We start from the raw sequence: 14301 nt of genomic DNA, 5'->3' as shown, positions 1-14301 counted from the left end.
CGGTAAAGGGTTTACTGTTGTAAGGATTCATAAATGAATACCTGTTTAGATGCGATTACTTTATCACCGTTCTGTAAGCCGCTGGATATGTAAGCGCGGTTTTCCAATGTTTTAGCGACCTGTATTTCCCGCACCGCTACTTTAGCAGGATTATCAGCCAATACCAATACATAATATTTATCATGGTCGAAGATGATACCGCGGGAAGGGATACTCAACATTTCATCGTTAATGTGCCGTTTTGCTTTCACGCTTACGAACATTTCCGGCTTTAATAAATAACCGGGATTATCGATCACTACCCTGGCTTTCATGACTTTGCTTTCCGGGTCAAGGATATTGTATAGTTTTTCGATTTTACCGTAAAAGATCTTCCCGGGGTATGATAATGTTGATATTTCAACTTGATCTCCAGCTTTAATATTGGCGATATCTGATTCATACACGTTAAGCATTGCCCAAACATTTTTCAAATCAGCGATCACGAAAATCGGATCGGCATTATCGCTTCTCCAATGTAAATTCTCGGTGGCCGATTTTTGAATAACGAAGCCCGGCACCGGGGATTTAATCACGTAATTATCTTCGGAGGAACCGCCGTTGACGGCAATCACACTTTTGGCTCTTTCCAGTTCCGCTGCTGCCGTTTCCAATTCCGTTTTAGCTTTCGTTACTTCCTGTTCCGTTCCTAATCCATTTTTCAAGAAAGACTGCGCGATGTCATATTGCTTTTGCGCGGCAGATACGTTTCCCTTGGCTATAGCGATATCAGCCGAATACCCTGCCATCTCGCCGCTTTTGATGGTTGCTAATACTTCTCCCCGTTGTACAAAATCGCCGGAATGTACTTTCACGCTGGTCACTATGCCGCTGATAAAAGGGAAAATCCTCGCGGCCTGATCTTCATTAGCGGTGATCTTACCGGTTAAATCAATTTCACATTCCACCGGGGAATTAGTTGCGGTATCAATCTTTAATTGCTTGAGTAAACTCTCGCTTAAAACCCATTTCTCCGGCGCTTCTACCGGGTCTTGCTTCTGGCTGGAGCAAGCTGATATTGCGACCACAAAACCTAACAACAGGCTAATACGGGTAATTATCTTGGTTCTCATATAAATCGTCTATACTTTTAATCGAGTGAAATGATATCGGTTCCGGTGGTATAATTTATTTTGGCTAATGATTGTGCGAACTGGTATTGTAGTTGATGTAGTTTCAATATGCTGCTCCTGTAAGCATCGTACATATCCACGAATTCCAATATGCTGATATTTCTAAGCCGGAATTGTTCTTGTACGTTCCTCACGAGTTGGTTAAACTGATCAGGGAAATGTACATCCACCTCGTCTAGTAACTGCTTGGCCCGGATAGCTTGCCGGTAGCTGTTCATTACATCTTGCTGTAATTGATCTGTAACGGATTGCGTTGCCAATTCACTGCTTTTCAGCGCGGTCTTTGCCAACTTGATATTCCCCTGGTTGCGGTTAAATATTGGAATGGGCATACCAAGGCTTAAGCCCGTGTAATTCCGCATGAAATTTCCTTGTTTATCATAACTAAATCCAACCGTTAATTGCGGGACGGCGAGCGATTGTTGCAATCTTACATTCAGCTCCTGGTACTTTTCGTTCGCCTTGGCAAGATTTAAATCGGCTCTATTATTATTGGCAGTATCTAATAGCTGGATATATGAATAACCGGATGGTTGGATGTTCATGATATTTTTACGCGGTGCTTCGGCTATAAAGTCACTATCGGCGGGTATTCTTAGTAGTAAGTTTACATTCCCCCGCTGAACTTGAAGCTCCTGTTGTATATCATTTCTTTCGGAAAGCAAATCGTAATATAATGCCTGCATGCGCATCACTTCCTTCGCGCTGACATTACCATTCTTTTGCTCCTTTTGCAAGGCTTGTAAAAAAGTTTGTAAAGAATTTACTTGCTCTTGAAACAACTGTAACGATTGCTGCAAATAATAAATATTATAAAAATCATCTTGCAACTCGTATTTCAAACTTCTCAGCAGATCATAGAACTGGTATTCATCTAGTTTTACACCTTGTTTAGCTAATTGTATTGCCTTGTTTCTTTGTCCCGCCAGGTTAATAACCTGTTGAATTTCCAATGCATTTTGTCCACCGTAAGATAGATCGAACCAACGGTGATTCGTGCTGTTGTAAATCACATTCTCATAGCTGATGGTCGGATTGTCGTATAACTTCGCCGTGATTACTTCGGCTTTAGCTGCATCTACTTGGTATTTTTGTAATAATAAGGGTATGTTTTTTTCTAACATCCTTTGTTCTGCTCCGTGTAGTTCCAGCCGCAGATCATGGTTCTGCGCGCTACTGATTCTCGGGATACAGGCTGATATTATTGCGATTGTTAGCAGTTTGTACATATGCGTTTCGATTCTGATGCAAAGATCAGGGCAGGTTATTAGGAGACGCTTAGAAGAAAATTAGAATGGGATTAGAAATGTTCACGGATTTTTATGGATTAACGGATTTCACGGATTTTTTCTGGGGTGGCGAATTTGATGTATTGATTGTTGTTTGAAGAATGTGCTATAAACTTATTGGGAAGATGATGGTAAAGTGGGTACCTTTTTCTACAATGCTTTTTACCAGGATTTTTCCTTTATGGAATTGTATGATTTTTTCAGATAGGGGTAGGCCAATGCCATATCCTTTGTAGGTTCTCGCGTTTTCGCCTCTAAATAACGGCATGAAAATATTTTCTAAATCCTTTTCCGGTATACCGATTCCTTGATCAGAAACTGTGAGTAATAATTGTTCGTTTTTATATATTAGTTCAACATTGACCGGTTGGTTATGAGAATATTTAAATCCATTTTTTATAATGTTTTCTATGGCCAATTTTAGCAATTCACGGTTACCGAATAAAGTATATACTTTTTCCGGATGATTTATAGGCGCAATGGTTAAATGTAAGGTTTCTTCTTTTGTACGGTTTTCTTTCAATTCCGTTAATAATTCATCTAAACGTAAGAATTGCATATTACCCGGTAAATCCCACCAATCCGTTTGAGCCAACATTAAGAGCCCGTTAGATATCCGGTGTAATTTCTCCGATTCATCCAGTACGGAACGTAAGGTTTGAACATATTCTTGCGGATTGCGTTCCTTTTGCAGGCTCACTTCTATCTCCCCGATGATGGTCGTCAAAGGTGTCCTTAGTTCATGCGATGCATTGTTAACGAATGACTGCTGCCTCGCAAAAGCGATTTCAAGTCTTTCGAGCAAATCATTAAAATTGCGGGCAAGCTCATCCATCTCATCTTGATTCTTGCCCCGGGCAACGCGCAGATGCAAATTATTCGCGCGGATATCTTTAACTTGCCTGTTGACATCCTTGATTGGCTGTAACGCTTTCCGTGCATACCATCTGCTTGAAAAGAAAATGATTAATAAGCCTAGGATAAAGAGTGTAAATAAAATCCAGGCAAGATTATTGAGTTGTGCCTTTCCGTATTTGTTCCTTGCCACTGCAATGACTACAAAATTTCCTTGGTTATCTTTATAATAAATACCCAGGCCGGGTTTATCTTTGAAAGTGAAGCGGTATTCACCCTTGGCCCTAACCATATTCACCAGTGATGGCGGCCAATTGTATTTGGATTCTTCCAGGAAAACCGGTTGATTGTTTTCATCATAAATATTCAAGGTTTCACCGGGAATACTTTCTAAGTACTTCTGTTGTATATCCATGAACTTCCTTACCGCCAATTCATCTCTTTCCAAAAATACTTGCGCGGTAATATAAGCCCGTTCTTTCAAAAGATTATAAAAGTAATACTTCATAAACCGCGCACTCAAGAAATAGATCACGACAAATATCCCCGATAATATTATACCGGAGATCAATGTAAATTGTAGTGAAAGCCTATTCCTGACCGTCATTGGCAAAGCTTAGGATTGATAAAAATCATACAATTATTTCAAGCGCATCATGTACCCCATGCCGATTACCGTATGAATTAATTGTCCACCGGAAAAGCCCTTATCAATTTTATTCCTTAGATAATTAATATAGACATCGATCGTATTTGTCCCGGTATCAAAATCCAAGCCCCAAACATACTCTGCAATCGTCATGCGGGATAATACCTTGTGGGTATTTTTCATAAAAAGTTCCAGCAAGGCGTATTCTCGGGCTGTCAGCTTGATCTCTTGATCTTCGCGGTAAGCCATCTTGGAATGGGTATCCAGGCTCAGATCTTCATATTTTAACAGGTGGTTATTATTTGGGTTGATAACAGTATTTTTCCTGCGGGCCAGGGCCTCGATTCTTGCCAATAATTCCGCGAAATGAAATGGTTTAGCTAGATAATCATCCGCACCGGCACGCAAACCAGAAACGACATCTTGCGTGGTATTTAAGGCCGTCAGCATGATAATCATAATAGGGGTTTCCTTCCGTATAATTTCTGCCAGTTCCAGCCCATTTTTATAAGGAAGCATTACATCTATGATAGCGATATCATAATCCTGCTGTAAGGCAGCCTTTTCACCCGTAAGACCATCGTATGCAACATCTACCTGGTGCTGATGCTCTTCCAGTCCTTGTCGGATAAATGCTGCCACCTTGGGTTCATCTTCTATCAGTAATATTTTCATGATAATCCAGGCTTGAACGGCACAAAAATACGGGGAAAATATGGGCGGGGTTGTTAAAGGAGATTAAAAAAGGGTTGGAATATTCTATATATTTCAGCACCACCCTTACCGGACGGAAAACGGTAGTAGCAGATACTGCGGCCGGGGGATTGGTTTTATCAGGAAGTTCATAAATTCTGTCTGGCCTTATATTAACCTAATTAACATTCTTAAAGGCTCATAAAATAGCCGGTCATCGATAACCATTCCCTTTTTGCTACCATATATATTCAAGTTGCAGAGGCCTTGCCTGCTTGATGAGCATCTAAATGAAAAATTAGCCAATATTCAAAAGGTTGATTTGAATTGGCCATTCTCTCCTGCATTTAAAATTGCTTGATTAAACGATTTTTTCTTGCAATCATTCTTATCCAATGCCCAGCATACTTGATCGTATTTATATTCCTTCCTAGGAAAATTCGGTAGCCCTATTAACAAATGATAAGGTATTAAAACCTTCACTAAGCACCTTGAGCTTGACAGCAAGCAACATAAACTTGCTAAAGTTAGACATCCCCGTATTTTGGCCTTTAAACAATCAATATAGTAGGCTTCATCTTACAATAAACTAAAAATAGACGCTAAATTAGGGAATCCAATAAGCACAAAAAAACCCGGCACAATGTACCGGGTTTTAAAATATCCTGAATCGATACTAGCTGATTTTCTCAACTTGCATGAAGTTCAATTCTACAGGTGTAGCGCGACCGAAGATCTTCACGGTTACCTTCAACTTCTTCTTATCTTCGATTACTTCTTCGATAATACCGTTGAAATCATTGAACGGACCATCGATAATTTTAATGGTTTCACCCACGATAAACGGTTCACTCATGGTAATACCCTGGTCGGTCAGCTCATCTACTTTTCCGAGCATTTTATTTACTTCGGATTTGCGCAGTGCGATCGGTTGGTCTTTACCGAGGAAATGGATAACGCCAGACACGTTGCGGATAGCTTGGATCACTTCGTCAGTCATTTTACCATCCACCGCTTCGATCATCACGTAACCAGGATAGAAGTTTTTCTCCCGCATTACTTTTTTACCGGCTTGCACCTTGTAAACTTTTTCTACGGGTAAGAACACTTGGGAGATCACATTACCCCAGTCGGAGCGACGGATTTCGATATCCAAATATTCTTTTACTTTCTTTTCCTTCCCACTCACAACGCGCAGCACGTACCATTTAGTTTCTTGGGTGGGGTTATTGGCTGCATCCATCATTAGAACAAATTATAATATTGGGTTAGAACTAAATGAGAAAGGGTGTCCATACCCCAAACCATCAAAGTGATGATAATCGTAGCAACAAGTACAATCATCGTAGAAGATTGTAACTCGTCCCAGGTAGGCCAGGTAACTTTCTGTGTTAGCTCGTAATATGATTCCCTAAAATAATTTCTGATCTTGTTCATCTTACAGTAAATTAATCGTTATATGAAAGATAACCGTATATCGTTCATGATACATTGCTGATCATAATCCGGAAAGATAACGATAAAACGATAACCAGATCAATCATGCACGGGCAATAGGATTCGAACCCATATCAACGGTTTTGGAGACCGCTATTCTACCATTGAACTATGCCCGTTTGAGAATACAGCGTTCTTCGTCAAATGAAACATTCGCTAAAGAACGCTGTACTTTATGATTCAGCAAGCAAGGTAAATATATAACTTTATTATGTATTTCCTACTTGCGAATGGGAATTATTACTTAACGATCTCGGTAACTTGACCAGCACCTACGGTACGTCCACCTTCGCGGATAGCGAATTTCAGACCTTTTTCCATAGCGATCGGAGCGATCAATTTAACTTCCAAGCTCACGTTATCACCAGGCATAACCATTTCTACGCCAGCAGGCAATACGCACTCACCGGTAACGTCTGTAGTACGGAAGTAGAACTGAGGACGGTATTTGTTAAAGAATGGAGTGTGACGACCACCTTCTTCTTTGCTCAATACGTAAACTTCAGCTTTAAATTCAGTGTGAGGAGTGATAGAACCTGGTTGGCAGATAACCATACCGCGACGGATTTGAGTTTTCTCAATACCACGCAACAATAAACCTGCGTTATCACCAGCTTCACCTTCGTCCAATAATTTTTTGAACATTTCCACACCGGTACAAGTAGATTTCAATGGTTCTGGAACCAAACCTACGATTTCAACGTTCTCACCAACTTTGATACGACCGCGTTCGATACGACCTGTAGCAACAGTACCACGACCAGTGATAGAGAATACGTCCTCAACTGACATCAAGAACGGTTGATCTACCGGGCGGGGAGGTAATGGAATGTATTCATCAACTGCAGCCATCAATTCGTCGATAGCAGAAACCCACTGGGCTTCACCAGCTAAAGCGCCGGTTGCAGAACCTTTAATGATAGGAACTTCGTTACCGTCGAAACCGTAAGAAGACAATAAGTCGCGGATTTCGAACTCAACTAATTCTAATAACTCAGCATCGTCAACTAAGTCAACTTTGTTCATGAACACAACGATACGAGGTACACCTACTTGGCGAGCCAACAAGATGTGTTCTTTAGTTTGTGGCATTGGACCATCTGTAGCAGCAACCACCAAGATAGCACCGTCCATCTGAGCCGCACCAGTAATCATGTTTTTCACATAGTCAGCGTGACCTGGACAGTCAACGTGCGCATAGTGACGGGTAGATGTTTCGTACTCTACGTGAGCTGTATTGATAGTAATACCTCTTTCTTTTTCTTCAGGAGCCGCGTCAATCTCATCGTAGCCTCTCTTCTCTGCCAAACCTTTGTTTGACAAAATTGTAGTAATGGCAGCAGTCAAGGTAGTTTTACCGTGATCTACGTGACCGATGGTACCGATGTTAACGTGGGGTTTATCCCGCTTAAAGGTTTCTTTTGCCATTGTATTTTCTTTTTAGATGGTTTGTAAAGATTGTATTGATAGTTGTTAAAAAACGGTTATTACAAACTTGAGCTGTTGATGAGGATTGAACTCATGACCTTTTCCATTTCCCAGGAACTGCTCTTCCACTGAGCTACAACACCGTTTTGAAAAATTCCTTAAAAGGAATGAATTGTTTCGAGATTATGAACGGGTAACAAACGCTATCGCTGTTTACCCCTTATAGTCTAAGAACATTTGAGCTGTTGAAGAGAATTGAACTCTCGACCTCTTCCTTACCAAGGAAGTGCTCTACCCCTGAGCTACAACAGCATGGAAGGAAAGTTGTAATGAATTATGCCTACATCTTTCTACTCCTATTCAAAATAAGAGCGGGAGACGAGGTTCGAACCCGCGACCTACAGCTTGGAAGGCTGTCGCTCTACCAACTGAGCTACTCCCGCATAATTATTTCATCTCTTTTAAAGAACTTAATCTCCATCCTGTTCAGCTCATTTTCTCACCCTGCTCAACATGTACAGTCCAATTCATGTACACTACTAAGTTCCGCCCCTGAATGAACAAAAGCGGAACAATTCGATGGGTGGGCAGGATAGGATTCGAACCTATGAAGTCGAAAGACAGCGGATTTACAGTCCGCCCCATTTGGCCACTCTGGAACCTGCCCGACTTTTTTCTATTACTCCAGTTTCCAGAAGGAACACTTCGAAACTTTTGGAGCCAGCAGAGGGATTCGAACCCCCGACCCACTGATTACAAATCAGTAGCTCTGGCCAACTGAGCTATGCTGGCATATTAGAAACTTTCCTAACTAGTAAGTTACTGTCTTGAAAGGAGTTGCAAAATAAGCGAGAGTTTTTGAAACCACCAAATATTTTTTCAACTTTTTTTTAGCTTTTTCGATGAATTTTCACAATTCTAAAATCGGCTAAAACACTCTACAGGAAAGAACTTTACTACCTTTGCCGACCGACTTTTTTCGTTCGGGATGGCAAAGGTAGTAAACGAATTCATATTTCCAAAATATTTTTAGGAATTAATAGATATTCTTCTCTTTTTTACGCTTCATCTGGTTAACGAGGGAGTCAAAAGCGAGGTCAAAAGACTCTTCAAAGGATTTACTCTCGTGCTTTACAAAGAAATCATGGCGTGGAATATGGACTTTAATTTCCGCGATCTTATCCTTGATCTGGTGGGCTATATTATCCAATTTCAAGAAAACTTCTACACTAACGATACGATCATAAAAGGTGGCTAGTTTCTGGATCTTCTTGTTCACGTGATCAACAAGTTTTGCGTCAGCATCGAAACGCACTGTTTGGATTTGAACATTCATAGCACATTTTTTTTTAATTTTTAACAATCTGGATTCAAATACGTAAAGTACAGATCATAGTGCTTTTTTTATGTAAAAGAACTGTTTTACTAATTTAGCAAACTTTCCATTATAATACTTAACATTCCCGTAATATTTTGTTAAAATGACTAAGATCACCTGCTTTCCTGCTTATTGTCAATTAGCCAAACACGTAACATCCCCTCCTCAAATCCCTTTACAGTAAAGAGTTTCAAGCAGTTCATATTTGCGTTCACGGTAAACCATGCAAGCTGTTTAATGAAGGTGAATATGTTGTCCTAGATGAGTTTTCGCTATGCTAATTACTTACGCCTTGGGATGCGCCTTGCTATGTACTTCTTTCAGCCGATCCATTTTCGTATGGGTGTAAACCTGCGTGGATGCCAAGGAGCTATGTCCTAGTAACTCCTTGATCGCATTGAGATCTGCCCCGTTATTGGTCAAATGTGTAGCGAATGTATGCCTGAGTATATGGGGACTCTTCCTTTCGATCGTGGTAACCTTCGATAAAACGGTTTTCACTGCCCTGTAAATAAACTTCGGGTAAAGTTTACGGCCTTTATCATTCACGAGCAATATCTCTTCGTCAACCTCTTTCAACTCGGAATATTTCCTTTTCAGATAGGCGTCGATCATCGAAAGTAGCTCGGGTTGAACCGGGATAATCCGTTCTTTCCGGCCTTTGCCTAACACCTTGATATAGCGGTTAGCAACATCTACATCACGTTCCTTTATCGAGATCAGCTCCGACAACCTGATACCCGTTTGGTAAAATATTTCCACCGCCAATTGTTGTGTTATGCCGTTAAAATCATCCGGAAATAGCGGCTCCCTGACCAATTCACCATCAACTTCCCGCTCCATTCCATCCTTGATCTTTTCCATCCCCTCTACTTCTACAAACATCGGCAGGCGTTTGTTGACTTTCGGCGGAATAATTTTAGCCAAGGGGGAATGTTGCACCCAGCTTTGGCGCATCGCGTATTTGAAAAAAGATTTAAGTGTCGAGATTTTGCGGTTGATGGTCCGGGCGGTAACTTTCTGTTGATCTTTTAACCCGGAAGCGATCCAGCTCCGAACATGCGGATGCTCGATGGCGGCGAGGGGCATATCTTCCCCGTAGGTAACGTATAAAAAGCTTTGAAATTGGACGAGATCCTTCCTGTATGCGGTAACAGTATGTTCAGAGTACCTGCGCTCCAGGGCGAGGTAAGCAAGGAATTGTTCGATATACTGCGAAATGGTAGCTGTTTCCACAAAAAAATGATGATTGTAAAGTTAATAAAAACCTTACAATCATCAAGTATCGTATAAATATAAAATTAAAATCGAAATTAGATATCGAATTTACCGGAAGCAACTTGTTGTTTATAAACTGCTTTCAATACCTGCGTACGACGCTTTACTGATGGCTTAGTAAATGATTGACGAGTTCTCAATTGCAACAAAATACGTGCTTTTTCGAATTTCTTTTTATATTTTTTAAGCGCTTTGTCGATGTTTTCGCAATCTTTGGAATCGATAATTAACATAATACTCCTTTTCGTGTTTTTTAGAGAGGGCAAAGGTACTAATATTTCAAATAAATACCAAAACCAGGAAGATTTATTTTTAACCCTTTTTGCCGGGCAAAGTTAAATTATTATTTCACATCCTAATGTCCGAAATTCGATCTTGGAAAATGTTATCTCATGTTTACAGGAATTATTGAAACAATGGGCCGCATCAAGGCCATCAGGAAAGAAGGAACAAACTTGGTTTTTTCGCTGGAAACTAGCATCAGCAATGAATTGAAAGTTGACCAAAGCCTTGCCCATAACGGTGTGTGCCTGACGGTATCATCGCTCAACGACCAGGGATACGAAGTCGTAGCCGTTGATGAAACATTACAAAAAACCAACTTGAAAACATTGGCCATCAATGACTTGGTTAACCTGGAAAGGGCCATGCTCCCCAGCAGCCGCCTGGATGGTCACATGGTCCAAGGCCACGTGGATGGAGTCGGCAAATGCCTGTCCGTCGCTTCCCAAGACGGTAGTTGGTTATTCCGTATCCAATACCCTTCCCAATTCGCGGGACTTATTGTAGAGAAAGGCTCCATTTGCCTGAACGGCATTAGCCTGACGGTGTTCGACATTACCAATGCCGAGTTTACGGTGGCCATTATACCTTATACATATGAGCATACCAATATGCATCAATTGCAAGCCGGCAACCCGGTTAACTTGGAGTTCGACATCCTGGGTAAATACGTAGCCAGGCAGATGGCTGCACACCTGCAATTTTCTGACCACCTGGTTGAACCATAATCCTTCAGGGGAGTTAATCTATTTAATTATTTACCCTTAAATGTTCCCGGTTTGCAACATTCTTTAGCCAGGTTACTCGCAATACAGCACCCGATCATCATGGCGCCCATGTTTCTAGTAAGTAATGAAGCCATGGTAAAAGCAGCTATGAAGGCCGGCATCGCGGGCACTTTCCCTTCCTTGAATTTCCGCCAGGCCGGGGAATTGGCGGACCTGCTGGCCCGGCTAAACGATTATAAAACCAGCCTGAACAACAACCATGGCACTTACGGGGTAAACCTGATCGTTCAGAAAACGAATCCTTTATATAAAAAACACCTGGATGCCTGTGCCTCGGCCCGGGTACCATTATATATAACATCTCTCGGCAATCCCAAGGAAGTAATCGGCGCCGCACATAGCTACGGCGCCAAGGTGTTATGCGATGTTACGAACTTAAAACATGCTGAAAAGGCTGCCGAGGTAGGCTGTGACGGATTTATAGCGGTTTGTGCAGGCGCGGGCGGACATGCCGGCCCCTACCCCATGCACATCTTGGTACCTGCCTTGAAAAAAAACTTTCCCGGCTTAACCGTGGTTGCGGCCGGAGGTATTGCCACCGGGCAACAAATGGCCAGCGCAACGATCCTCGGCGCGGAAGGCGTTTCCATCGGCACCCGCTTTATTGCCAGCGCCGAAGCTACGGTGAGCGATGCTTACAAGGAAGCCATCGTGGAATACGGCATGGAAGATATCGTTCTTACCGAAAGACTATCGGGTACGCCCTGCAACGTAATTAATACACCGATGGCCCAAAAGATGGGTTATAAGCAAAATTGGTTTGAGAAAATGCTATCGAGAAGTCCCCGTACGAAGAAATATTTCAAAATGCTCGTGCAAATGAGGGGGATGAAAAAACTGGAACAAGCCATCAAACCCGGTTCTTATCAACATTTATGGACAGCCGGGCAAAGCCTGGAAATGGTTCATGACATCCTTCCTGTTGAATCGATCGTGGAAAGGTTGATCTCCGAATACCATGAAAGCCTGCAAATAATACCAGGGGATATATAATATATGTTGCTTTGACTTTTGGCAATTCCTTTATATTTTGTTGACATGTCCATGGATTACAAACGTCGCGCACGCATTGCTCTCAGCGCATTCTTCTTTTTACACGGTGTATGTTTCGCTAGCTGGACTTCCAGGATACCGGCCATACAGGAATCCCTGCAACTGGGGGAAGCTGAATTGGGAAGCGTTTTGCTCGCCATCCCCGTAGGTTCATTAATATCGCTGCCGATAGCGGGCTGGTTGATTGCCAAGATCGGTAGCAGGCCCGTAATGATTACAGCCGCCTTATTATATGCAGCATTGTTATGCCTGATCGGTTGGGCGCCATCGGTATGGGCATTGGTTGCCTGCTTGTTTTTCTTTGGCTTCATGGGCAACATGGGAAATGTTTCAACCAATACGCAGGCCGTCGGCTTGGAAATGTTATACGGTAGAACGATCATGTCTTCTTTCCATGCAATATGGAGCTTGGCGGGCTTAGCAGGCGCTAGCATCGGCACATTGATGGTAAACTTGCACTTGGCACCCTTACAACATTTCTTGGTTGTGGCGGCCCTGGTGCTCGTGGTAATCCTTGTAAGCGCCAAGCATACCTTGCATCAAAGCGGATCTAAAACCAGCAAACAACCCTTCTTCGTAAAACCGGACCATTATTTATTAATTTTAGGCATCATCGCTTTCTCTTGCATGATTTGTGAAGGAGCAATGTATGACTGGAGCGGGGTGTATTTTGCAAAAGAAGTGAAAGTTTCCCCCAACAAGGTAACGATCGGCTTTACGGCTTATACCTTGGCAACAACATCGGGTAGGATTGCCGGGGATTGGATCGCGCAAAAGTTGGGAGCAGTAAAACTCTTGGTAGTTAGTGGTATTTTGAGCGCGGGCGGCTTGGTATTATCGGTTATGTTTCCAACCGTGATATTTGCGGCGCTCGGTTTCTTCCTGGTAGGCTTGGGTGTTTCGAACATCATCCCGATGGTGTACAGCCGCGCGGGAAAATCGACAAGCATGCAACCCAGCATGGCAATTGCTTCCGTTTCAACACTGGGATTTATGGGTTTCTTAACGGGCCCTCCATTAATAGGTTTTGTTGCCGGGGCATCCAGTTTACGTATTTCCTTCGGGATCATAGCCTGCATGGGCATCCTAATTATTATAATGGCTAAAAAACTAAAATAAATCAAGATGAAATTATTTATTCCACGTTATGTACTTGCTGCTATTCTTACCGTTACTTGTTTTTCATTTCTCGCATCCTGCAAGAAGTCCCCGGGTGAGAAATTAGTTTGGAGCGATGAATTTGATAAAGATGGCATGCCGGATGATGCAAAATGGAAGTACGATGTTGGCGGGAACGGCTTCGGCAACAACGAGTTGCAATATTATACGGATCATAAAAAAGAAAATGCATTTGTGAAAGATGGCCACCTGGTGATCAGGGCCATCAAGGAAAACTTTGAAGGGAACACTTACACATCCGCCAAATTATGGACGAAAGGTATCGCCTCATGGGATCATGGCAAAATAGAAGTAAAAGCAAAACTTCCTGCTGCCAAAGGAACTTGGCCTGCAATTTGGATGCTTCCCGATGTACCGCAGTTACATTGGCCCGATGATGGAGAAATTGATATCATGGAACACGTTGGCTACGATCCGGGTATCATCCATGGGACGGTGCATACCAAAAGTTACAACCATGTTATCAATACCCAGAAGTCCGGTCAATACACGGAGCCGAACGCAACATCCGGTTTCCATATTTACACCATTGAATGGGATCAGCAGCAGATCGATTGGTTTGTTGACAACAATCATTATTTCACCTTTCAGAACGAGGGAAAAGGAAAAGATACCTGGCCTTTCGATGTGAAGTTTTATTTAATATTGAACTTAGCAGTTGGTGGTAACTGGGGCGGTAAAATGGGGGTGGACTCCACGGCGTTCCCGCAACAAATGGAAGTAGATTATGTTAGGATATATCAATAAGCAACTAATTATT

The 14301-nt window shown here is 42.2% G+C and carries 14 protein-coding genes and 6 tRNA genes; 4 read left to right on the top strand and 16 right to left on the bottom strand.

Translation table 11 applies throughout. The annotated features are described in order from the left end of the window. Positions 1-11: 11 nt before the first annotated feature. From COR50_RS10195 to rpsU, 16 genes are all read right to left on the bottom strand, one after another. The gene (locus tag COR50_RS10195; RefSeq protein WP_098193885.1) at positions 12-1112 is read right to left on the bottom strand and encodes an efflux RND transporter periplasmic adaptor subunit; all 1101 of its coding nucleotides are present in this window, start codon (positions 1110-1112) and stop codon (positions 12-14) included. A gap of 17 nt (positions 1113-1129) precedes the next feature. Continuing rightward, positions 1130-2401 carry a TolC family protein gene (locus COR50_RS10190; RefSeq protein ID WP_098193884.1) on the bottom strand — a complete coding sequence of 424 codons (1272 nt, stop codon included), beginning with the start codon at positions 2399-2401 and terminating at the stop codon, positions 1130-1132. Positions 2402-2567: 166 nt separating this feature from the next. Further along, positions 2568-3923, bottom strand: coding sequence for a sensor histidine kinase (locus tag COR50_RS10185; RefSeq protein ID WP_098193883.1), 1356 nt, complete (start codon positions 3921-3923; stop codon positions 2568-2570). A gap of 33 nt (positions 3924-3956) precedes the next feature. Beyond that, complete coding sequence (locus COR50_RS10180) at positions 3957-4640, bottom strand: response regulator transcription factor (RefSeq protein ID WP_098193882.1); 684 nt, start codon at positions 4638-4640, stop codon at positions 3957-3959. Positions 4641-5334: 694 nt separating this feature from the next. Beyond that, positions 5335-5904 carry a transcription termination/antitermination protein NusG gene (nusG, locus tag COR50_RS10175; RefSeq protein ID WP_098193881.1) on the bottom strand — a complete coding sequence of 190 codons (570 nt, stop codon included), beginning with the start codon at positions 5902-5904 and terminating at the stop codon, positions 5335-5337. Further along, positions 5904-6095 carry a preprotein translocase subunit SecE gene (secE, locus tag COR50_RS10170; protein WP_098193880.1) on the bottom strand — a complete coding sequence of 64 codons (192 nt, stop codon included), beginning with the start codon at positions 6093-6095 and terminating at the stop codon, positions 5904-5906. The genes nusG and secE overlap by 1 nt, the downstream gene beginning before the upstream one ends. Positions 6096-6203: 108 nt before the next feature. Next, positions 6204-6274: transfer RNA gene (locus COR50_RS10165), tRNA-Trp, on the bottom strand. A gap of 121 nt (positions 6275-6395) precedes the next feature. Beyond that, a complete protein-coding gene (tuf, locus tag COR50_RS10160; protein WP_098193879.1) occupies positions 6396-7583 on the bottom strand; it encodes an elongation factor Tu in 1188 nt (395 codons plus the stop codon). 70 nt (positions 7584-7653) lie between these two features. Beyond that, positions 7654-7726, bottom strand: a tRNA-OTHER gene (locus COR50_RS10155). Between the two features lie 97 nt (positions 7727-7823). Beyond that, a tRNA-Thr gene (locus COR50_RS10150) sits at positions 7824-7895 on the bottom strand. A 58-nt stretch (positions 7896-7953) separates the two neighbouring features. Further along, positions 7954-8026, bottom strand: a tRNA-Gly gene (locus COR50_RS10145). A 141-nt stretch (positions 8027-8167) separates the two neighbouring features. After that, positions 8168-8250 (bottom strand) — tRNA-Tyr (locus tag COR50_RS10140). 48 nt (positions 8251-8298) lie between these two features. Then, a tRNA-Thr gene (locus COR50_RS10135) sits at positions 8299-8375 on the bottom strand. Positions 8376-8619: 244 nt separating this feature from the next. After that, on the bottom strand, positions 8620-8919 hold the full coding sequence (locus tag COR50_RS10130) for an HPF/RaiA family ribosome-associated protein (RefSeq protein WP_098193878.1): 300 nt from the start codon (positions 8917-8919) through the stop codon (positions 8620-8622). A 327-nt stretch (positions 8920-9246) separates the two neighbouring features. After that, entirely contained in the window at positions 9247-10197 is a 951-nt protein-coding gene (locus COR50_RS10125) for a tyrosine-type recombinase/integrase (RefSeq protein WP_232516345.1), read from the bottom strand. Positions 10198-10274: 77 nt separating this feature from the next. Beyond that, positions 10275-10472, bottom strand: coding sequence for a 30S ribosomal protein S21 (gene rpsU / locus COR50_RS10120; RefSeq protein WP_098193877.1), 198 nt, complete (start codon positions 10470-10472; stop codon positions 10275-10277). Between the two features lie 159 nt (positions 10473-10631). On the opposite strand from rpsU, the gene COR50_RS10115 reads away from it, so the two are divergent. From COR50_RS10115 to COR50_RS10100, 4 genes are read left to right on the top strand one after another with little or no spacing between them, the layout of a single operon-like run. After that, on the top strand, positions 10632-11249 hold the full coding sequence (locus COR50_RS10115; protein WP_098193876.1) for a riboflavin synthase: 618 nt from the start codon (positions 10632-10634) through the stop codon (positions 11247-11249). A gap of 51 nt (positions 11250-11300) precedes the next feature. Further along, positions 11301-12302 carry an NAD(P)H-dependent flavin oxidoreductase gene (locus tag COR50_RS10110; protein ID WP_232516344.1) on the top strand — a complete coding sequence of 334 codons (1002 nt, stop codon included), beginning with the start codon at positions 11301-11303 and terminating at the stop codon, positions 12300-12302. A 45-nt stretch (positions 12303-12347) separates the two neighbouring features. Then, on the top strand, positions 12348-13481 hold the full coding sequence (locus tag COR50_RS10105) for an MFS transporter (RefSeq protein ID WP_098193875.1): 1134 nt from the start codon (positions 12348-12350) through the stop codon (positions 13479-13481). Positions 13482-13487: 6 nt separating this feature from the next. Then, positions 13488-14288 carry a glycoside hydrolase family 16 protein gene (locus COR50_RS10100; RefSeq protein ID WP_098193874.1) on the top strand — a complete coding sequence of 267 codons (801 nt, stop codon included), beginning with the start codon at positions 13488-13490 and terminating at the stop codon, positions 14286-14288. The last annotated feature ends 13 nt before the right edge of the window (positions 14289-14301 follow it).

The organism is Chitinophaga caeni (assembly GCF_002557795.1).
Classification (GTDB): Bacteria; Bacteroidota; Bacteroidia; order Chitinophagales; family Chitinophagaceae; genus Chitinophaga; species Chitinophaga caeni.
Note: the sequence above shows the minus strand (reverse complement) of the source record. Positions and strands in the feature narration are given on the sequence as shown.